The sequence below is a fragment of the Sphingomonas sp. GM_Shp_2 genome (assembly GCF_026540875.1).
Taxonomy (GTDB): Bacteria; Pseudomonadota; Alphaproteobacteria; order Sphingomonadales; family Sphingomonadaceae; genus Sphingomonas; species Sphingomonas carotinifaciens.
This window is the reverse complement of sequence record NZ_JALNUQ010000032.1, coordinates 1-20,855: the sequence shown is the minus strand read 5'-3', so window position 1 is coordinate 20,855 and position 20,855 is coordinate 1. Positions and strand designations below refer to the sequence as shown.

At 62.3% G+C, this 20,855-nt stretch carries 12 protein-coding genes, 2 pseudogenes and 1 riboswitch; of the genes and pseudogenes, 2 read left to right on the top strand and 12 right to left on the bottom strand.

The window, feature by feature from the left end:
• Positions 1-10: 10 nt before the first annotated feature.
• Positions 11-742: pseudogene (locus OXR08_RS11820) on the top strand (potassium channel family protein); the annotation flags it as partial.
• A gap of 159 nt (positions 743-901) precedes the next feature.
• Here the strand turns inward: OXR08_RS11820 and OXR08_RS18710 are convergent.
• From OXR08_RS18710 to OXR08_RS11770, 11 genes and pseudogenes are all read right to left on the bottom strand, one after another.
• Entirely contained in the window at positions 902-1,627 is a 726-nt protein-coding gene (locus OXR08_RS18710) for a hypothetical protein (RefSeq protein ID WP_346731904.1), read from the bottom strand.
• Positions 1,628-1,690: 63 nt separating this feature from the next.
• Positions 1,691-2,523, bottom strand: a pseudogene (locus OXR08_RS18705) (beta-L-arabinofuranosidase domain-containing protein); the annotation flags it as partial.
• A gap of 1,240 nt (positions 2,524-3,763) precedes the next feature.
• Positions 3,764-3,973, bottom strand: coding sequence for a hypothetical protein (locus OXR08_RS11810; RefSeq protein WP_267350054.1), 210 nt, complete (start codon positions 3,971-3,973; stop codon positions 3,764-3,766).
• 71 nt (positions 3,974-4,044) lie between these two features.
• A complete protein-coding gene (locus OXR08_RS11805) occupies positions 4,045-5,730 on the bottom strand; it encodes a hypothetical protein (protein ID WP_267350053.1) in 1,686 nt (561 codons plus the stop codon).
• A 152-nt stretch (positions 5,731-5,882) separates the two neighbouring features.
• Entirely contained in the window at positions 5,883-8,522 is a 2,640-nt protein-coding gene (locus OXR08_RS11800; protein WP_267350051.1) for a TonB-dependent receptor, read from the bottom strand.
• Positions 8,523-8,632: 110 nt separating this feature from the next.
• Positions 8,633-11,446 carry a TonB-dependent receptor gene (locus OXR08_RS11795; RefSeq protein ID WP_267350049.1) on the bottom strand — a complete coding sequence of 938 codons (2,814 nt, stop codon included), beginning with the start codon at positions 11,444-11,446 and terminating at the stop codon, positions 8,633-8,635.
• 107 nt (positions 11,447-11,553) lie between these two features.
• Positions 11,554-12,510 carry a DUF4880 domain-containing protein gene (locus tag OXR08_RS11790; protein WP_267350047.1) on the bottom strand — a complete coding sequence of 319 codons (957 nt, stop codon included), beginning with the start codon at positions 12,508-12,510 and terminating at the stop codon, positions 11,554-11,556.
• Positions 12,510-13,031, bottom strand: coding sequence for a sigma-70 family RNA polymerase sigma factor (locus tag OXR08_RS11785; protein ID WP_267350045.1), 522 nt, complete (start codon positions 13,029-13,031; stop codon positions 12,510-12,512). Before OXR08_RS11785 ends, OXR08_RS11790 begins: the two co-directional genes overlap by 1 nt.
• 893 nt (positions 13,032-13,924) lie before the next feature.
• A riboswitch (cobalamin riboswitch) is annotated at positions 13,925-14,148 on the bottom strand.
• 293 nt (positions 14,149-14,441) lie between these two features.
• On the bottom strand, positions 14,442-15,287 hold the full coding sequence (locus OXR08_RS11780; protein ID WP_267350043.1) for an SGNH/GDSL hydrolase family protein: 846 nt from the start codon (positions 15,285-15,287) through the stop codon (positions 14,442-14,444).
• A gap of 70 nt (positions 15,288-15,357) precedes the next feature.
• The gene (locus OXR08_RS11775) at positions 15,358-15,552 is read right to left on the bottom strand and encodes a hypothetical protein (RefSeq protein WP_267350041.1); all 195 of its coding nucleotides are present in this window, start codon (positions 15,550-15,552) and stop codon (positions 15,358-15,360) included.
• A 100-nt stretch (positions 15,553-15,652) separates the two neighbouring features.
• Complete coding sequence (locus OXR08_RS11770) at positions 15,653-17,887, bottom strand: glycoside hydrolase family 3 protein (RefSeq protein ID WP_267350039.1); 2,235 nt, start codon at positions 17,885-17,887, stop codon at positions 15,653-15,655.
• A 98-nt stretch (positions 17,888-17,985) separates the two neighbouring features.
• On the opposite strand from OXR08_RS11770, the gene OXR08_RS11765 reads away from it, so the two are divergent.
• The gene (locus OXR08_RS11765) at positions 17,986-18,657 is read left to right on the top strand and encodes a TetR/AcrR family transcriptional regulator (RefSeq protein WP_267350037.1); all 672 of its coding nucleotides are present in this window, start codon (positions 17,986-17,988) and stop codon (positions 18,655-18,657) included.
• Positions 18,658-19,112: 455 nt separating this feature from the next.
• Here the strand turns inward: OXR08_RS11765 and OXR08_RS11760 are convergent.
• Positions 19,113-20,855, bottom strand: a 1,743-nt coding sequence (locus tag OXR08_RS11760; RefSeq protein WP_267350035.1) for a glycoside hydrolase family 95-like protein, incomplete at its 5' end; no start/stop codon positions are given.

The window sequence follows — 20,855 nt, the reverse complement described above, 5'->3', positions numbered from 1 at the left end:
TAACAGCCAAATGCCTGATTGTCAGCTTTATCGACGCGGCCGCACGCCGCTTTGGCTAGCCTTGTCATGGCGAGCCTTGCTCGCTTTAGCGCTTATCAGCATCGCGCTGGCAGTTCATCGGTTCGATCGCGACGGCCTTCGCCAATCCTCGGGCGAGGCGGTCACCTTTGCCGACATCCTCTATTTCACCATGAACACCGTCACGACCGTCGGATACGGCGATATCGTGCCGGTTACCCAACAGTCGCGACTGTTCGATACTTTCGTCTTGACGCCAATCCGGCTGTTCGTGTGGCTCATCTTCTTGGGGACGGCTTACGATTTTTTGCTCAAGCGTGTGTGGACGCGGTGGCGTATGGCCGTACTCCAGAGGCAGCTGCCTGATCATGTCGTGATCGCAGGCTTCGGCAACAGTGGATCCGAGGCAACAACCGAACTGATCCGTCGGGGCGCCCATCCTGACACGATCGTCGTCATAGACAACAATCCTGCGGCGCTGCGAAACGCGGAAGCGCTGGACGTAGCTGTTCTGACCGCACGCCGCATCGCGCCGTTCCTCACGATCAGCAGCGTGATTTGCTCGCTTGATAACGAGGCGATTGCACGGCAGGCTGGGGCCAATACCGTCATCAACCGGCCAAGTTTTGCTGGCTTGTTGCTGGCCGGCTCGGCCCATGGCATGCATCTGGCGGATTACATGGCCGATCCAGCGGCAACGGACGGTCGGATTTTGCTCCGTGAGTGAGCCTCCAGCTTGAACTCGCGGCTGAACTTCCGTTGTTGCATTCACACCCGACCGTGCCAAAACACCTTAACTCAGTGTCCAAGAATCCGGCAGCATATCACGTACCGTGCAATCACTTCAGGACGGTTGGTCTGATCCAGTTCGAACTTGGATAAGTTAAACCTTCAGCCAAACAAGCGATGTCTCGGATGCCTTTGCATTCTGAAGAACAGTCGCGCCTGCCGGATCGATTGCCCCGTCCGCAATTGGAAAGTCTCGGACGGGCCCGTCGATGCGGTTCATCCTTGCGTAGTAGGGCACGGCACGGAAGGACGATCCATCTGCCCAATGCCCATCCACCGTCATGACGCCCCCTAAGAGATCGCGACGCCACGAGACCTTCAGCGCGCCTCGCCCAAGCGAGCCGGTCACGTCCGGCTGGTCCGCGCGTTCAGCAGAATAGACGATCGGACCATAGCGTAGCGCGACCTGTCCGCGCGTCGCGCTTACCTCGTCACGTGCCAGCACGCGCTGGACCTTCAACGGCAGTTCGAATGCAACGCGATCACCCGCCGTCCATTCGCGTCTGATCACCGCATAGCCGTTCTCGACCGTGAAGGGCATCGGCGTGCCATTCACGGTAAGCCGAGCCAGTCCGTTTACGACCGGAGTCGCGGTGTAGAGCGCGCTCGTCGTCCGATCCGGGACGCGAACATGCAGCGCGAAGGTCGTAGGTTCCTTCGGATTGACCAACATCGAGACATCACCTGACCAGGGGTAGTCGGTGATCTGCACCATTTCGACGGGTGTGCCACCGACATCGCCGACGTCGATGCGGCTACCGACGAACAAATTTACGAAAAGGCTATGATCACCCTTCGCATACGCCCAGGTTGGCAGCATCAGAAGCGTACGCGGGATATTGCCCACGCAGCATGGACAGCTGTGCCAACGGGCTCTTTCCGTGCCTGCCAACGGATTGGTATAGCAGAAACTCCGACCGTCTAAGGCCACGCCACCCAAGAGCGCGTTGTACATGGTCTCTTCATAGAGATCGACGTAGCGTGCCTCATGATAGGCAAGATTCATCTTGTACTGGAAGAAGATGAGGCCGCAGCTCGAGCAGCTCTCGCAATAAGCGTCATGACGTAGGCCATAGTCTTCGCCGAAGCCTTCGGCCGTATCGCCGCTGCCGACGCCGCCCGTTACATAATACCGCCGATTGACCATGTTGTCCCAAAGTGAAGCAACCGCACTTTGATAGTCCACGTCGCTCGTTTCGGCGGCCACATCCGCCATGCCCGAATAGAAGTACATCGCGCGCACGGCGTGACCGACCGCTTCGTATGCTGAGTGGCGGGAACATGGCTCTGGTCGTACCGGGTGCCGCCCTCGCGCGAGTCGATGAGGAAGCGGGCGAGGGCGACATAGGCGTCACCACGACCGTTCCCCTCCATGTCGTTGACGAAGCGACCGAAGCGCACCAAGGCCTGCTCCATCTCCTGATGACCATCGAACCAGCGCTTCTTGCCCGGGCCGATATGCGCCACCCAGCAGTCGGCCAGCTTCTTCGCAGCGTCGTAGAGACGGAGGTCTCGGCCACCGGTCAGGGTATGGTGGTTGATCGCTGACTCGATGAAATAGCCTGCGACGTAGCCCTCGTGCCCGGTTCGCTGAGCCGGTATCCAGCGCTCCGGCCACGTCTTGCGATCGGCAAGCGTGAAGGCGGTCTGAAGATAGCCGTCGGGTTCCTGCGCGGCCAGGATGATGGGAATCCAGCGTTCGAGGGTGGATCGCATATGATCCTGTGCGGAGAGTATCTTGGGATCGCCGCCGGCGTCGATCATGAGCGCCAGGCACATCGATTCAACCGTCTGATGGACCCATGCGTTGGAGAAGACATAGCCCTTATGCGCGCCATGCTCCTCGCCGCGCAGTGCCTTGGCGGCTTCCACGAAGTTGTCGATACCACCTTGCCCTGTCGGGAGGTCGGTCCGCTCACAATAGGCAATGCAATGCGGGATCCAGTTGACGATCAGGGCCTTAACCCGTCCATTCCAGAGCGGATTATCGACCGCGTATGGCGTCGTATAGACGACATTCAGGCGGCGTTCCGGTGGAGGAGCCACGACGCGTACGCGGACGCGCGAGGAAACAGGCTTGCCGGCGGACATGGTTGTCACCCGCAGCACGTATTCGCCAATCTCCGAGAAACGCGCGCGTGTTTTGGCTGCGGTGGCATCCTCGAACGTCGCCTCGCCCGGGCCGCTCTCCTTGTTCCAGCGCAGCACGTCGCCCTTGCCGGCTTCGAACCGGCCAACTTGTGCGGAGAGATAGGTGCTCCCACTAAGAACCACGCTGCGATCGATCCCCGCATCTACGACCGCAGGCAGCACGGGCTGCGTTCCTGCAGGCCGCACCCGCCAGCGTCTGACACCGATTGACCGTTTGCCGCCGGGCTCGATCTCTAGCCGAAGTCGCTCGGTGCGAATGGGGGCGAAGCTCAGGCTGTTGAAGCGATCGCCCGCCACCCCGAGCGACTCCTGCGCCGCGACAGCGACGAAGCCGCCTCCATTCCAGTACAGCAATCGTGCCGCACTCGGCAGGCCGATGACCTCGCCATCGTCTCCCCAATATAATTCAATACGATCCGTCGTGATGGCAGACGGCCAGCTGAGCTCCAGCCATTGCGCCACCGGATGGTACCAGACGGCCCACATGCCGCTCGCCATGTCGTTTGACGCGGCTGGGACTTCAGCGCGCAGGATGCTGTCGATCGCCAACCCACCGGAAATACTGCTGGCGCAAGGGGTGGCAACGACTGCCAGATCGAGTTCGGGCCGCTGGGCTGCGCCAGCACGAGCCGCGAGCGGAAGCATGGCAGCCGCCGCCACACCCGTGAGAAGGCTCCGCCGGTTCGGGTGCAGGTTGCAGTTATGGCGGGGGGAGCCCTCGACCTGCATGGTCATCATCCTTTTCAAATCAGTCTGGGATCGCGACGAACAGAGAACGGAAGCGTCGCGCTGTGTGCCGTGGTTCTTATTCGTCGAGGAGCGCGGCAGATTGCCGAAGCAGCGTCATCGCGTTCTGCACGGCGCGTCTGGCGCTGGCGGGATTCTCCAATACGCCTGCCGATGTGAAGATGGGCATACCAAACACCGCGAGATGCGCTCGTGCGCGATCGATCAGGTCCACGGCTGCTTCATGCGGGCTGTCGCGCAGATCAGATTTCGTCAACGTCGTCATCATGCTTGCAAACCCTCTCGTAAATTTGATCGGATGGGTGCTGTCGTCGTCCCGCCGGGACAGCGCACACGTCATCAGGTTCGCTGTCCGCGGGCGGCGAAGCGTTGCCGGGCAGTAGCGATGTCTCTCATCGCGAGATCGCGAAATGCGGTGAAGGTATCGTCGACGAAGGTGATCGTTGGGATCTGAGGCTGATCGGGACGGACCGGCCGATACGAGCGAAAGCCGATCTCGTGCACGCCGCTGGAGCCCCGCCCCGGAGCGGGATGGCTGAGATGGTCGAAGGAGGCAACGGTTCCGAAGCTCGCCTGCGGATACAGCGGATACCGCGTGACGTGATTCATCGGGATGAACCCCATCTGCGCGTCGTAAACCATTTCTGCGATCGGCGGGACGGCGGGATGCGAAGCGGCGAGTTCCTCAACGAGCATCCGCGTGCCCAGCATCATGTCGCCGGCAGTGTTGTTCTCCCACAGGCCGCAGATGTCGAGGAAATAGGCGTCGATCGGATAGCGTGACAGCATGTCGGCGATCCGACCGCGCAGGTGATCGCGCCAGCTCTTCACCGCCAGGTTCATGAACACCATGGTGGTGTCGCCCTTGCGGTCGCCGTCCCAATCCACATAGTCCGAGGCGAAGGGTGCGCCATATATGGTGCGCACTTGAGCATCGGCGATCCGATCGAAGCCCGGCCACGCCGGGTTGGCGATGTTGCTGCCGAACATCAGCGCGAAGCGGAAGCCGAGTTTGCGGCCTTCGGTCAGCAGCCGGTTGAAGCCCATTTCTCCACCGGCATCGGCGCCGATCCGGAACTCGGGATAGTCCCAATAGTAGCGTGCGTCCCAGCCCGGCAGGAATATCAGCACGTTCCGAGGATCGATCTGCCTGGCCGTCCAGCGTAGGATTTCGAGCTGGCGTGCGAAATCATTGTGCACATAGCCGGTCCAGTGTTCACCATGCAGCGACAGGACGAGCGCGACCTCTTTCATCCATCCGGGCGCATCAGTACGCGAAGCGAAATCCGGCAATCGGTAGGCGGCGCGCACCGCATCGAAATGCGGCCGTGCGACGCCTGCAAAGTCGGGTGCGCTGGCGATCCGCCACTGGCAGGTGGTCACCTCTCCGCGCCGATCCCAGCCGGCCTGTTCGTAGAGCAGTTCGACCTTGTAGCCATCCGGGCCGGGGAAGAAGGCGAAGCGGGCCGGGCGCACCTCGGTCTGGAGCGCAGAGATGCCCCAGACACGCTGGTCCTTGCCCTCGATCGCCAGCAGCGGCGTCGCCATGCCGCCCATCAGTGCGGGATATTCGAACACGCGTTCGTCTTCCCCCACGTCATCCCAGTCGTTCGCGCCGACAGACAGCCGCCCACGGGGAAGGCCGCGTACGATCGTCTTGATCGCCTTGATCGGCTGATCGAGGCGCGCCGCGACGGTCCACTCGATCGCGCCGGTTGTTGTCCTGGTCAGCGTCGCGGTCAGCGATCCGGCGCGTGTGCGGGTGCCGCCCGCCCACGTGAAACCCGTCGCGTGGAGTTCCAGCGTGTCGCCTTTCCGCCGCACGGACACCTGTGCGGGATCGACACCGTATGCATTTTCGAAGCTGATCACCTCAAACCCGAATTGAAGCCCGCCGAAATCCACCGAAGGTTCGGGGTTGGAGAAGCTGAACTTCATCAGCGCCGCGCCCTTGGGCGGCGTGTTGACGCCATCGGTGGATACGAGAAGCCGCAGTCCGGCGGGGTTGGCCCGCTTCGGCTGCACTGCGCCGGCCGTCGCTGCGCCAAGCGCTGCGGCAGAGGCAGCCGTCCCCGCTAGTACCGCGCGACGGGGAATGGAGGCGAATATTTCGGAAGAACGGTCTTGCATATGTCCTCGCTTGCAATCGGGATCCGCCCGGCCGCGCGGTTGGGCGTTCAGATGCCGCCACCCAGCTTGATCTGGACGCCGGCCAGAATGCGGCGGTTCTCCAGCGCATTTTGCGCGAAGTACCGCGTGTCTTGGAACGATCGACGGATCAGGGATTGGGTAAGATTCACGCCGCTGACGATCAGGTTCACCTTGGGCGTCAGTGCGTAGATCAGGTTCGCATCCAGCTGACCGAACGGAATGCGATAGTCTGGCTGACCCGCCGCGTTGCCGCTTGCGGCTTCGAGCAGCCGGCTGCGCCACACCCAATTCACGTTCGCGCTGATGCCGTATTTGTTGAAGAAGCCGGAGATCTGGTAATTGTGCTTCGTGATCTGCTCATAGGGCACGACGATGCCGGCATTGTTCGGCGCGCGCGTGCCATTGACATAGGTGTAACTGCCCTGCACGCCGAGACCGGAAAGCGCGCCCGGCAGGAACGAGAAGGTCTGGCGGTACCCGACCTCCGCACCAGCGACATAGCCCTTGTCCAGGTTCTGAGGACGGGTGATCAGGAAACTCTGCCCCCCGATGATCTGGGTAACAGTCTCGTTCCGGATGAAGCCGCGCACGTCCTTGTAGAAGCCAGCAACGTACACGCTGTTGTCTCGGCCGAAATAATGTTCGAGCGAGGCGTCAAACTGATCGGCGCGCAGCGGCATCAGATCTGGATTGCCCGACGCCCCCGTATTGTTCGCCGTGGTGCCGCCCAGGCTCAGCGTTGCAACGGGAGCAAGTTGTCCGAAGGACGGACGCGTCAACTGCTTTGAATAGGCCAGACGTAGAAACAGCTCAGGCGCTAGGGTGAAGCGCAGGTTTACGCTGGGCAGCACGTCGACATATGACGTGGTCCGGCTGTCGGGCACCAGCGTACCGTTGGGCTGGGTCAGCGTCGCATCGATCGACAGGTCCGTCTTTACGATCCGCACGCCGACATTGCCGTCCACCGGCAGCCCGACGATCGGGAAGGCGAAGGTCGCCATGCCGTAGGAAGTATAGCTTTCCTCCTTCCCCGAATATGCTTGCGCCGGATTCAAGGGCACAGCGCCAGCCACACCGAAAAACGCGCGCGACTGCGCGAGGCCCCCTCCGCGCAGCGCTCGGTAGCTGAAGGTCGCCCAGCGGCGCTGCTCGAGGCCGTCGTTCTTATACAGATCGTCCGGCGTCAGTTCGACGAACGGGTTGGACGTCACCGAAGGCAGCGTGGTGGGAAGGTTCGCGGGACGGAAGCCCGTCTGCCGATCCACCGAGCGGCGATCATAGCGGACGCCGAACTGCAACGTACGGATCGCCCCGTCGAAGGCGTAGGTGCCGTCCAGTCGTGCTGCCAGATCGTCGCCGTTCTCGTCGTTCCGATATTCGTTGAAGCCGGTGTAGCGGTAGTTCGCCAGAACCGTCGGATCTACGCCGGTCAGCACTGCCCCCGGAAAACTGGAACCGGCGTCATAGGCCACCTGCGGCGCCGTCGTTTGCATCGCGAGGAAACCGCCTGAATTGCGGTTCGTGGAACGGGTGTAGGCGACGTCGGCTACGACCGTTGCTCGATCATCCTTCCACGTTGCGTTGTAGCCGACCTGCAGCGCATCGAGAGAGCCGCCGAATGTGCTGGTGGACGATTCGACCGGAACGTTGGTGTAGCGGCCCGAGCGGAAGATGTTCGAGCTGTCATAGACGCTGAACGGCAGGACGGCCGTGCCCTGATTGAGGAACGCGCCAAGATTCTGCAGCCCGCCCTGGTTGACGCTATCGTTGTAGAGCACGTCCACCACCATTTCCAGCGAGGGGGACGGGCGCCATTGCAGCGATCCGTAGACTGTCGTCAGCTCCTTGGTATTTTCGAAATAGCGTTTCCACACGTTGGTCGGCGCATTGATGCCCGCCGCCGCGCCGGTGGTCGGTGTCCGGTTTCCGTCTGCGGTGAGCAGGTGCAGCGCGTTGCGCTGGCGCTGGAAACTGCCGCCGACCATGACGCCGACATCGCCGATGCCCGTCTCCCAGCGATTGCCGATATAGCCCGAGATTACCGGATCGATCTTGTCGTCCAGATTCGTGTAGACGCCCTTTGCGGTAAGAGACCCTGCATAGCCGTCAAAGTCGAACGGGCGGCGCGTACGGAAGTCGATTACGCCTCCGATCCCCCCCTCGATCTGGTCCGCCGTTGGCGTCTTATACACGGCCACGCCTGAGACGAGATCACCGGGAAGCGTCGCGATATCGAAGTTGCGGCCGAGCGCGCTGGGAAAGTTGCGGCCGTTCAGACGGTTCTCGGTCTGGCTGAGGCCGCGGATGGAGACGATGCCGCCGCCGCCGCCCTGCGACACTTGGAGGCCGGGCACCCGGCGCACGATGTCGATGAGGACGGTATCGGGAATATTGCGCAGGTCCGTTGTCGTCAGGACGCTGACCGACTGCGGTGCATCGCGCTTGATCTGGCTCGTCGTGCTAAAGCCGAGCCGCTGCCCGGTGACGACGATGTCGGCGACGTCCTGATCGACTGCGCCTTGCGGATCGGCGGCTTGGCCGGCAACTGGCGGCGCCGTGGCCGGTGCATCCTGCGCGACGGCGCTCGTACCGACTGCTACGCCCAGGATGGCGGTAGACAGGAGAAGTGCGCTCCGCAGCGCATGGTGATGTGACGGGATCTTCATGGCAACATTCCCCCCTTTCCAGACGCCGAAGCGCTGGATTGCGTTGTTGATTTCAGGATGTGGTCGACGTGGACGCCCCGGCGATCAGCCGTCTGGGTCGTGACCGCTGTTCATGGTGAGGATCCGAACTGGACGGTCAGGCCGAGAAGCACCCGACGACTCTCGACAAATACCTGGTTCAGGGCGGCTCGGGTGGCATAGTATTCGGTCGTGCGCCGCTTCAGCGCGTTCAGCACACTGGCGGTGACACTGATCTGCGATGACAGCGGATAGCGGAGGTTGGCATCCAACTGGCCGTAAGGATCCCGGTACAGTGGACGTCCCAGCTCATCGCCGCGCGACACCTGAAGGATGCGGCTACGCCATATCCACGAAACGCCGGCGGTGATTCCGTCGCGCTCGTACCGTGCGGTCAGCGTGTAATTGTGTCGCGACATCTGCTCGAGGGGGACCTGGTAGCCGGCCCCATTGTCGACGGTGAAGCTATTGATCCCGGTATAGCTCGCCTCGACGCCCAGGCCACCGAACGCCCCCGGCAGGAAGGTTAGGCGCTGCGCATAGCCAACCTCCACACCGCCGACCCAGCCATCGTCGGCGTTGACCGGCCGACTGATGAGGAAGGCGCGGCCGTCGATCAATTCGGTGGCGGCCTGCGTTCTGATGAACCCGGCCACGTCCTTGTAGAACACCGCACCATACAGGCTGCCGCCATCCTCGAAATACCATTCGAGCGCGGCATCGAGCTGCGTGGCACGCAGCGCGTCCAGACGCGGGTTGCCCGCCTCGCCGACTGCGTTGACGAAGTCGATGGTGACGGTCGGCGCAAGCAGCGTGAACGCCGGTCGCGTGATCTGCCTCGATCCGGCTACACGCAGGTACAGGCGTCTGCCCAGTTCCGCACGCAGGTTGATGCTGGGCAGGAGGTGACCGTATTTCCGCGTGACTGTCGAAGGGGTAAACGCCTCGCTGCCCGGAACACCGATGCTCAGACTGGTCTCGGCGTAGCGGAGACCCGCGTTGCCGGCCACTGGAATGCCGCCGACCGCCTCGTCGAAGATCGCTTCGGCATAGCCGCTCGCGATCGTCTCTACCGCATGCGCGCGGGCATCCGGTCGGAACGCGGGCCCATCGGGAGCAAGCGCAAAGGCGGTGCGGATTCGTGCCAGCCTCTCGCCTTGCAGAGCGGATGCGGTCGGAGCAATCCAGCGCGACTGGGGATACGCCTTGTCGAACAGCTTGCCACCGAACGGCGAAGCCACCGCGTCGTCCTGCAACACGGTCGCCATCGACGGCGCCGGTGCGGACTGCGTGGCGATCTCGCGCCCCACGGTCCGGCGGGCGACCCGTACGCCAAGCTTGACCGAGTCGATCAGGCCGCCCATCGCATAGGAGCCGTCGAGCCGCGCCGCCGTCTCGCGATTGTCGTCCGCCAAAGCGATGTCGCCATAGGCGTTCTCTGTCCACAAGGCGCGCTGCGCGGAATCGGCACCGCCTACGGTGAAGCGCGGCACTCCGCTCGAAATTGCGTAGTCGACCATCGGCGCCCGTGCGCCGAGCGACAGCGTTGCGGTGCCGTACCGGAACCGGGTCTGCGTATGCGATCCTTCCAGAAGGACGGTCAGCGAGCCGTTGCGGTAACGCCCACCCAGACCATACTGGTAGACTTCCAGATTTCCCCGGCCGCGGCTGGCGCTCGACACCAGCGGCACCGCATTCCAGCGGCCGGCGCGAACGATCGCCTTACCCGGCACGCGGTCGTAGGGGCCCGAGGCCACGCCCGCCGCCAGATCCGCGGACAGCGACGTGTTGGTGAAGTCGAGCGCACTTCGATTGTAGAGCAGATCTCCCGTGATCTCGATCGTGGCGCCCGGTCGCCACTGCGCCGAGCCATAGCCCGTCGTCAGGGTCTTCGTGCCCCGTAGGTAGCGCTTGATTGCATTGGCCGGAGCATCGATCACGTCACCGCCGGTAGTCGACTGCATCAGGTTCGTATCGGTGCGGAATATGTCGCCGCCTACGTCCTGCGCCTGCCGGCTGGCGCCTACCAGCAGGCCAATTTCGCCAATCGCTGTCATCGTATGCCCGCCCAGATGCCCGGACACATAGGGGCGTGCCCGATCGTCCAAGTCGCCACGGGCAATCCTGGCGCTGAGCGATGCCTGAGGCGCCTCGGCATCGAATGGACGCCGCGTATGGAAGTCGATCACGCCGCCGATCCCGCCCTCGATCTGGCTGGCCGACGGCGTCTTGTACACGTCGATGCCCGAGACGATATCGGCGGGTAGCGCCGCAATGTCGAAGCCGCGAAAGAGCGTACTCGTCAGATTGCGACCGTTCAGCCGGTCTTCGATCTGGCTGAGCCCGCGAATGGTGACGATGCCACCCGCTGCTCTGGGGGATATCTGAATGCCTGGAATGCGGCGGACGATGTCGGCCAGAGAAGTATCCGGCAGGTTGCGGATCTGGGCATCGGTCAGCACGCTCACCGACTGGCGCGATCGTCTCATAACGTCGGTGGCCTCGCCGCCGTCCAGCCGCGTCCCGATGACGACGATCTCCGGATCGGCCGGCGAGGCTGGTGCCGGAATCGTCACGAGAGAACGCGGCGCGGCAGTTGGGGGCACCGGCACGATCACGTAACCTTTGTCGACCGCTCGCGCGGTAAGACCCGTGCCATTCAGAAGCCGGGCGAGCGCGACCGTCGGATCCAGTCGGCCGATGACCGGCATCGACATCTTGCCCCGTGTGAGGCGGGAGGAGAACGCGACCTGCTGGTTCGTCTGGCGAGAGAACAGGCGAAGAGCGCGACCCAGATCGATGCGACCGATCCTGATGTCGCGCGGTGCCTGGGCAGCTATTCGAGCATGCGACGGCTCAGGCGTTGCCGCCGCGAGCACGCTCAACATGCCGAGTATCCTGCCCATCAGGCGCGCCTTCCCCTCCGTTACCATACCCCGCTCCGGTCTGACGCCGTGGCGAGTATATAGACGTAGACGCACCGATCGCGAAAACCCGTAATACCCTGAGTAAATTATTTTGATGGTTGCCGGGCGCCCTCGTCGCGGCGCTCGTTCTCAGAAATTGTGTGTGCCACCGCCTTCAGAAAGCCAGCCCCATCATCGGTCCGGAATGAGCCGCTGATGCGAAGTCCTCGCCCCGGCGTGGTCAGCCGAACCGGATCCTTCTGATACCGATTGATTTCAGCTGCAGCTTCCTCGAGCAACACGTCGTCAAACGTCAGCCACCCGTCACGCCAGCTGGTAAGCGCACCGGGATCTGGCGTAGATGACATGCGCGAAGCGCCCCGCCTTAGAACCAGAACGTTGCCGGGCTCGATATTCATCTGCTGCTCCTTGGGGCCACGGACAGCGGCAGGCGCACGTTCTGCCAGTATCGCGACTTCGTGACCCCGAATACGCACGTTGACGTCCCCTGCGGTGGTCAAGACCACACCGTCGCCGAACGCGAGCTTCACGGGGCGCTGCCCGGCGCTGACATAGGCCTGCCCGGTCACGTTCAGCGTCGCGCCGTCGATATCCAGCCGAGACGAGGTGTCCAGTTCGGCCTGACCACCCCATGCCAGCGAGATCCTGCGACTTTCGCCCACCCCCGTCCGAAAGGTGCGCTGGTGGACTTGGGGGGACGGTCGTTCCGACGGAGGCAGCCAGCCCTTAAGCGTCATCGCGGCCACCGGCGCGACGCAAACGGCGCACACCATCGCGACAGCACCCGCACGACGACGACGCGGTCGTACGGCAGGCAGACGTGACAACGCTGCCTCGCTGAGGGCGCGAAGTTCCGGCGCCTTTGCCGACGACCGTACCATCGCATCCGTCCGCTCTACGGCGTCGTATGCCGCCCGATGCTCGCCACGCATCTGCAACCAGGCGGAGAAAGCCGCCCTCACGTCATCGCCGGAAGGCCCGCCGGGTGCTTCCGACAGGCGTGCATGCCAATGCGCCGCCTGCTCCAGATCGCCGAGCGTCACTATCGGAAATCCACCAGTTGCTCGGCCAGGTAGGCGAGCGCGCGGGAGTGATGCTTTTCCGCGGTGCTCAGCGATATCTGCATTGCCGTAGCGACATCGGCCATCTTTAACCCCCGTAAAGTCCGCAACGCGAAGACGTCGCGTGTCCGTTCCGGCAGATCGAGCAATGCTGCTTGCATCCGCTCGGCCATGGCCTTGCCATCTAAGACGCGCTCAATCGATAAACCCGTATCTGGCACATCGTCCGTCAATTCGCCGTGACTATGCGTGTAGCGTGCTTTATGCCTTCGATGATGATCTATAAGTACGGAGCGGGCAACGCTGAGCAAGTAACGGCCGGGATGATCAAAATTTATTGGAACATCAGCCTTGGTCAGCTTGAGATAGACATCCTGAACTAGATCAGGGACGTCCGACTTATTCGACGCATGACGGTCGAAAAATTGCACCAAGGCTTTGCCGTGGTCTTGAACTAGGCTGGCAATTCGCAAGCCAAGCTGAGCTGGCGTAAACTCAGACAAAATCCCACATAACCTTATCTGGCCGATCTCAGGAATTCCGCACAGATCCCGTCATAAACAAGTTTCGTCGGCGCTTCCAATCGGATTTGATAAGGTAAATCGATGGTTTCCACCATATCCATGACCAAACACATTTTGCCAATACGAGGTTAAAGGCACAAAAGCCATCCGAGCAGGCGTTTCTATTTTACAAAAAGACTATATATTTTCAATGACTTGGCTTGTATAACTAAAGAAGCGTGGCGGCGCCTGAACAGGTCCGATTGCTTTTGGAACAACGGAGGCGCTAGGGTCAGATTGCTGGCGGCCCCGCCATATGCGGACATTTTCGCGCTGAAAATGGTGTGCGCGCTTCATATCGTATTTAAAAGCCACGTCTTTGAAACGGCTTGAGCGGTTGGTGACACTATGGGGATGCGAACACGCCCAAGAAGCATTAGAGAGCAATATAAAGCAAGTAAGTGGTTAAAAGCGCCGGTCCGGCGTGCTCTGCTATGCTCCTGAATGCGCCGCAGCTTCCAGGCTACCTCTCACAACTATTTATCCGCGGTCGAACTCTTAGGACGGGGAAAGCCGCGAACATCATCTGCAGCTTCGGTTGTCTAGGTGAGTCATGGCGACACCACTTCCAATATTGGTAGTGTAGAATTGGATCAGCGGAAGACGCTGTCAGACTAAAATTACCTACGCCGGTCGTCTTTAGGCGCCACGCTACTGTCAGTTTCACCGATCCGGGTGAGAACGCGTTAAATGTGGCAAGCGCGATTCGAGAGGCGGAAAGAGAACAATCTTCTGAAGATAGGGGGACGGAAAGCGTAAGGCTGAACGTCTGCTTGCGAGTCTCCATCGGCCCCGGAGAGCGCCTAGATATGTAAGTAGGGGTAATTCAGCCAGGAACGTATCGCGTCGGAGGCAGGTCTCCTGGCTCACGGGTCGACACGTCAGCTCCGGCCTTCCCGGACCCGTTGCGAGATCCAGTGACACACGAGGGAGCCGCCGCTCACCGCTTACAGTTGCGGGGGCAGCGCCGGACTCCGCTCACGAGGAGCGTCACCGGCTTCCCGTCTTAGCCCCATCGCCATGCCTGGAATGGGGAACCTCGACAGGCAGGTTCAACACCACCGCAAGGTCGCTGTCAACCATCATATAAAGATATCTTATATGGTGATTTAGCCGCGCCATAGGGTCCTCGCGTGGGAAGATGCAATGGCATCGTCTTGACTGACCTTGATCTAACCCTGATGCAACTGGTCACCAGAACCCCGAGGATCACGTGAACGAACGGCAGAAGTCGGTAATGCGTACGAGGGCTCCGGTTGACTGAGTTTGGGTCACTGCCGACAATTAATCAGGTCGGCCTAATCACCGCCTTGATGCAACTGCCTCTAGCTTCAGTATCTCTAAGCTGCCTTATCGCACCGCTTTGTCCAAGGCCTCTGCTACGGCCGACATACCGGCAACGTTCGGATGGTAAGGCACGAACGGGCGCTGACCGGGCAGCGGGAAACCGTTGATCCAAGGACTCAAGCTACATGCATCGTGGCCAATGGACAGCGTGGACGCTTGAACCAAGATAGCGTTATTAAAACGGGCAGCTGCAGCGGTTACCGCCACCAACCGCTCGGCCACCGCTCGCACTGAGCCGGCCTCTTCGGAGGTCATAGGGGTCGCGGAGCATCGGCCGGTCTGCGGTAGAACAAGCGGGTAATCCACGAATACCAGCTTTGCCTCGGGTGCACGGGCACGTACCTCGTCCGCAATGCGCTTCATCGATATGCTTAGATTCCGCCACGTGTCTTCGTTGATCTCGGGCGGTGCGGGACATTTACCTCCGAGCACCTTTTTACCGCCTTGCAACTGGCGGCACGATGCCGACCCCAACAGCGTCACGAAACCGACATCGTTGCCGCCTATCGTCACGGTCACGAGCTTGGTATCCGCAGTCACGGCATCGATCTGCGCCGCTGCGTTTTCAGACGCCGCCAGTATGTCGTTGGTTGTCGCACCGCTGCACGAGACGTCGACTAGCGTCAGACCGCGTTTGCGTGCGAACTGGTGTGCGTAATTATTGGTCGAGCGGGCGCACCGGACATCCGTATCAGCTGCGTCCGGTACTCCAGGGCCTGCCGCATATGAGCTACCCATTGAAACATAGCGAGCCTGGGGCGGCGTCGTCGTAGACGACGTCTGCTGTGCGTTTGTCGAGGCAGTCGCGAAAACAATCATGCCCATGGCTGCTGCGGTGATCGAGCGCATGCCTGCGTCTCCGAACGGGAGGATTTGGATCGGCGACGGCGGTCAGGCATGCCGGACCGCCGGCATGGACTCAGTCGTCCACGACCGTGCCGACGACGGCACCGCCAGCACCGCCCACGGCTGCGCCCTTCTCCACGCTGCCGCCGGTCGCTGCAGCTATGCCGGCGCCACCCGCCGCGCCGACGCCAGCCCCCTTCAGGGTCGAGCACGCGGACAGGCCGCCCATGGCAAGCGTCAGGGCCGTAAGGGATAGGATGGTCTTCATTATGGGTATCCTTTGGTGGGTCATTATCGATCGCGGATTGCGATGATCAGGTTGATGGCGTTCTGGCCTGCATCCGCTTCGGGGCGAATAAAGGACGCGCTCAGGGTGCGAAGGTCGCCGCTGGAAGCTCGATTGTCGCCGTGATGCCGGGATCGGCCGCATCGCTTGCCAGGCGGACCTCATAAGTGCCCGCGGCAATCCGCCACATGCGGGCATCCGCATCGTACCGTGCCAGCAGCCGAGGATCGATCCGCACCTCGATCCGCTCACTGGCCGCCGGGGCAAGGTCGACGCGATCAAAGCCGGCCAGCCGTGTCACGAAGCCACCCTTGCCGGGTAGCGCGACATAAAGCTGCGGTACGTCAGCGCCTGCACGCGCCCCGGTATTGGTCACTGTGAAGACGGCGGTAATGCTGCCCTTGTTGGCTTGCACGGACAGGTCGCTGTGCCGGAAGCTGGTGTAGGAGAGGCCGTGGCCGAAGGGAAACAGCGGCGTCAGACCCTGCCTCGCATACCACCGATAGCCAACGTCCGAGCCTTCGACGTCGTAGTTGACGTGAAACACACCGCCTTTTGGCTCCATGCCTGGGTTCGACGTCGTCGTCTCGGGATCGCGTTGTTCAGAATGCGGGAGCTGCGCGACGCTTGCGGGGAAGGTGACCGGCAAATGCCCGGACGGATTGACCCGCCCGAACAATACACCCGCAATCGCCTCGCCCCCGCCAGACCCCGGATAGAAGGCGGCGATGACGGCCGGGACCTTGGCCAGCCACGGCATCGCCACCGGGCCGCCGGACTCAACGACGACGATCGTCTTGGCATTGGCGCTCGCCACGCCGTCGATCAGAGCGTCCTGATTGTCGGGCAGGCCGAGCCCCTGCATGTCGAGCCCTTCCGAACGCCATTCCTCTGCGAGGATGACGACGGTGTCCGCCTTGCGCGCCGCGGCGATGGCGGCGGCACGATCGGCGCCGTCAAGGAATTCGACCTGCGCGGCATTGGCCTCCGCTCGAATCGCGGTCAGCGGCGAGGAGGGGTGATAGACCTTCTGCATCTCCGTCCCCATGAACGACATGCCCTTGGTCGACAGGCTGCCGATCGGAGTCACCGTTGATGAGCCTCCGCCCGCCAGTACGCCGACATCGGCATGACGGCCGATCACTAAGATGCGCTTTGCCCCCTTAGCGAGCGGCAGTGTGTCGCCTTCGTTCTTCAGCAGCACGAGTCCTCGCTCGGCTGCACGCTGGACGACGAGCCGATGGGCTATATAGTCGATCGGCGCACCGGTCTGCGGCGGACGGTCGATGACGCCGGCCGCGTAGAGACTGCGCAGCTGCCGCCGCACCATGTCGTCGATCCGGGCCTGCGGCACCTTGCCTGCAGCAACCGCGGCCCGCAGCGGCGCGCCGAAATAAGGCTCGGGGTCGAGGTTTGCCCCCGACTGCACATCGAGACCGGCGAGCGCCGCCTTGACCGTAGAATGGACTGCGCCCCAATCGGACATCACCCATCCCGGATACTTCCACTCGCCCTTCAGGACGGTGTTGATAAGATAGGCGTTCTCTGACGCCCAGTCGCCGTTGACGAGGTTGTATCCCGGCATCACTGATCCCGGCTGGCCGATCTTGATAGCGATCTTGAACGCGAGCAGGTCGGATTCGTGCAGGGCAGCAGGCGACAGGTCGGAACTGACCAGCACGCGACCCGTCTCCTGTGCATTCACCGCGAAATGCTTGACGGTGGAGACAACGCCCTGCGACTGGATGCCGGCCACCGAACTTCCAGCGATGACACCGGTCAGCAGCGGATCTTCAGAAACATATTCAAAATTGCGCCCGCCGCGCGGCTCGCGGATCAGGTTCGCACCGCCCGCGAGCTGGACGGTGAAGCCCTTGGCGCGCGCCTCCCGGCCGACCAGCGCGCCCGTCTCGCGTGCGCCTTCGGGATCGAAGGCGGCGCCGAGCAGCAGCGACGAAGGCAGCGCCGTCGCATTGTCGCCGGGACGTACCCCGCCAAGATTGCCGACGCCGAGGCTGGCATCGCTCTGCTGTTGCGCGGGGATGCCCAGGCGGGGAATGGCCGGATAATAGGCCGCAGATCCAAGTGCGCCCTCCGGCTTCTTCGCGTCTCCGATCGGGATCGCCATTGGGCCGGAAATCCATGCGAACTTTTCGTCCTGCGTCATCTGTGCGACCGTCTTGGCGGCGCGCTCGTCCGGCGAAGCGTTCGTGTCGCTTGCTGAGCGCGGATCGGCCTGGGATTGCACGGCAGCGCCGTTCGTCGACAGCGACGACAACGCGGCGCACGACAGGGCAAGGCGGATCTTGGCAGGCATGACGATCTCCGGCTGAGTTAAACTATAAAGATACTAAGAGTATCTTTAGTTCCGCCAATCGGTCGATTGTCCAGTCCACGCCGTGTACAGCGATGAGAATGGACGATGGATCGACACCGACACAGGCACAGCCACAGGCCGGATCAAGGCGCAAACAGGGCCGCCCGAGCGAGGCCGAACGTCGGGTGATCGACGAACGCGTCATCGACGCCGCGTTCGCCATTTTCAGCGCGCAGGGTTTCGACGCGGCCCGGATGGACAAAGTCGCGGTCGCAGCCGGTGTCACGAAGATGTCGCTCTACCGACGCTTCCCCGGCAAGGGTGAGTTGCTGGCCGCGGTGATCAAGCGCCAGTCCGCGCAATTGCATACCGACATTCCGACGCCGGAGCCCGTCACCGACCCCGTTGCTGCCATCAAGGCACTCATGTGGGCCTATCGGGAGCGGATCAGCGCCGACCGGATGCTTGCGCTGCAACGGCTGGCGCTGACCGCCGTGCAGGAAGACGCAGTGCGTCAGGCATTGGCCGACGTGCGGGCACACTATGTCGCGCCCGTCGATATGCTGGTCGATATAGCGAAGGCGAACGGTGCGTTACCGCCGATGCCCACCGAAGAGCTTCGGGAGATCCTCTTCGATCTTCTCGTCAACGACGCGGCATCGCTGCCGCTACATGGCTATCCTTCGGTCGACAACCAGCGCCGGATATTCATCCAACGCTGGGATGTTTTGCGAGAAGGACTGTTGCGAGACGGAACTTCCGAATCCTGACCGCTGTATCGTCGGCTGAGCCTGCAGGGGGCATTCGCCGGTGAAATTGCGATATCGGCGGAGATTTTCAGCAATCAATCACTCACATGTCCTAGGATGGCTGCGTACGGCGCTCGCGCCTTTGCCAGCAAGATGAACTAACGGCCGAAGTCGAGAAGCTATAAACAGCCCGCGGATGTCTGGGTTTGGGTCTAGCAAGCTTGGGCGTGATCCTCTGAATTGATCTTGCTTTTGGCGCACTTGGGATGATTGAAGGCGATAACTGCCCAACGTCCTTGAATCTCGGCCCGTCCAGAAATGATCCCGTTCTTTCGGGATTGGCCGGCGCCGATGTTTTCCGATCCGGCGACTCTCGCGAACGGGCAAGTCGGAGCCACAGCATGCTGCAGGCGTTAGGCCGCGTGGTCGATTCACGTCCACCTATCATCGGTGCGTAGGAACCCTGCTGCCGCGGCCTAACGTGCCTTGAGGGACGCCCCGGTCACTCGGATCGATTGGCGCGCCTTCACCTGGAACGTGCGAACCGCGCCCTCCAACCGGATCTTGGCCGTGCCGGTGTGCGTCGGCGTGATTGTCGCCGCGACCAGCTTTCCACCAGACCAGGACAGCGAAACTGTATACCCGCCGCGGGCGCGCAAGCCCGTGACTGTACCCGAGGGCCAGGCATCCGGCAGTGCAGGCAGCAATGTGATCTCGTCGTGGGCACTGCTCACCAACATCTCGACGATGGCCGCTGCGCCCCCGAAGTTGCCGTCGATTTGAAACGGCGGATGGGCGTCGAACATGTTCGGATAGGTGCGCTTAGGGCCAAGTAGAAATCTGAGGATGTGATGGGCGCGATTGCCGTCTCCCAGTCGTGCCCAGAGCGCGATCCGCCAAGCGGTCGCCCAACCGGTCGCCTCGTCGCCGCGAATATCGAGTGATCGACGCGCTGCGTCGGCCAGCGCCGGTGTTGTGATACTTCCGATTTGCTGGCTTGGGTAGACGCCGTAAAGATGGCTGACATGCCGGTGATGGAGGTCATTCGCGCCTGCGTCCCAGTCGGCTTGCCATTCCTGCAGCTGACCCTGCTCGCCAATCTTGTAAGGCGCCAGCCGCTCCCGTGTCACGAGGAACTGGCGCGCGAGCTCGGCGTCCGTGCCGAGGATCGCAGCTGCCTTGACCGCCTGGTCAAACAGGTCGCGCAGGATCGCCATGTCCATCGTCGGACCCGCGCATATCGAAGAGCCATGTCCGTGGTTGTTCTCGGGTGACATGGAAGGGTTCGTGACCAGGAAGCCTGTCCCCGGATCCTGCTGCAACGTGTCGACGAAGAATAATGCGGCATCGCGGATCAGCGGATAGACCGACGCGAGATAGGCCGCGTCGCGACTGTAATCGTAATGGTCCCACAGATGCGTGCACAGCCATGCGCCGCCGGTCGGCCACATGCCGAAAGCAGGTCCGTCGATCGGCGCGGTCGCCCGCCACAGATCGGTGTTGTGATGGCAGACCCAGCCGCGTGCGCCGTACATGACACGTGCCGTACGCGTGCCCGTGACAGCGAGGTCGCGTACCATAGCGATGAGCGGCTCGACGCATTCGGCGAGATTGGTCGGCTCTGCCGGCCAGTAATTCATCTCCGTGTTGATGTTGATCGTGTATTTGCCGCCCCATGGCGGGTTCGTGGTGTCGTTCCAGACGCCCTGGAGATTGGCGGGTTGGCTGCCGGGGCGTGAGCAGGCGGTAAGCATATACCGCGCATAATTGAAGTAGAGTGCGGCCAGCGACGGATCGGCACCTGCTTCCCCGTTGCGGATGCGGTGGTCAGTCGGCTGGTCCGCGCCGGGTCCGCAACCTAGGTCGATGGAGACACGGCGATACAGCTCACGGTGCGCCGCCATCGTATCCTGCGCGATGCGGTGATAACCCCGCTGGGTAGCGGCGTCGATCTGCCAGCAAGTGATCGCGGTCGGATCGCCACTGACATCGTCGAAGCGCCGGTAGCTCGTCGCTATCGCCACCAGCACGACCAGTTCGCTCGCTCCTCGTACCGACAGCCGCCCATCGTCGTGACGCACCTGTCCCCCGGTTGCGACGGCTCGGACCCGCGCCTCGTATCGCAAAGCTCCGGCGATCTCGTGCGCCGCCTCGTTGCGACCGCTGAGGACGATTTCGCCGTCGCTGCGCCCGGCGATCACCTGCGACTGCTTCACGGG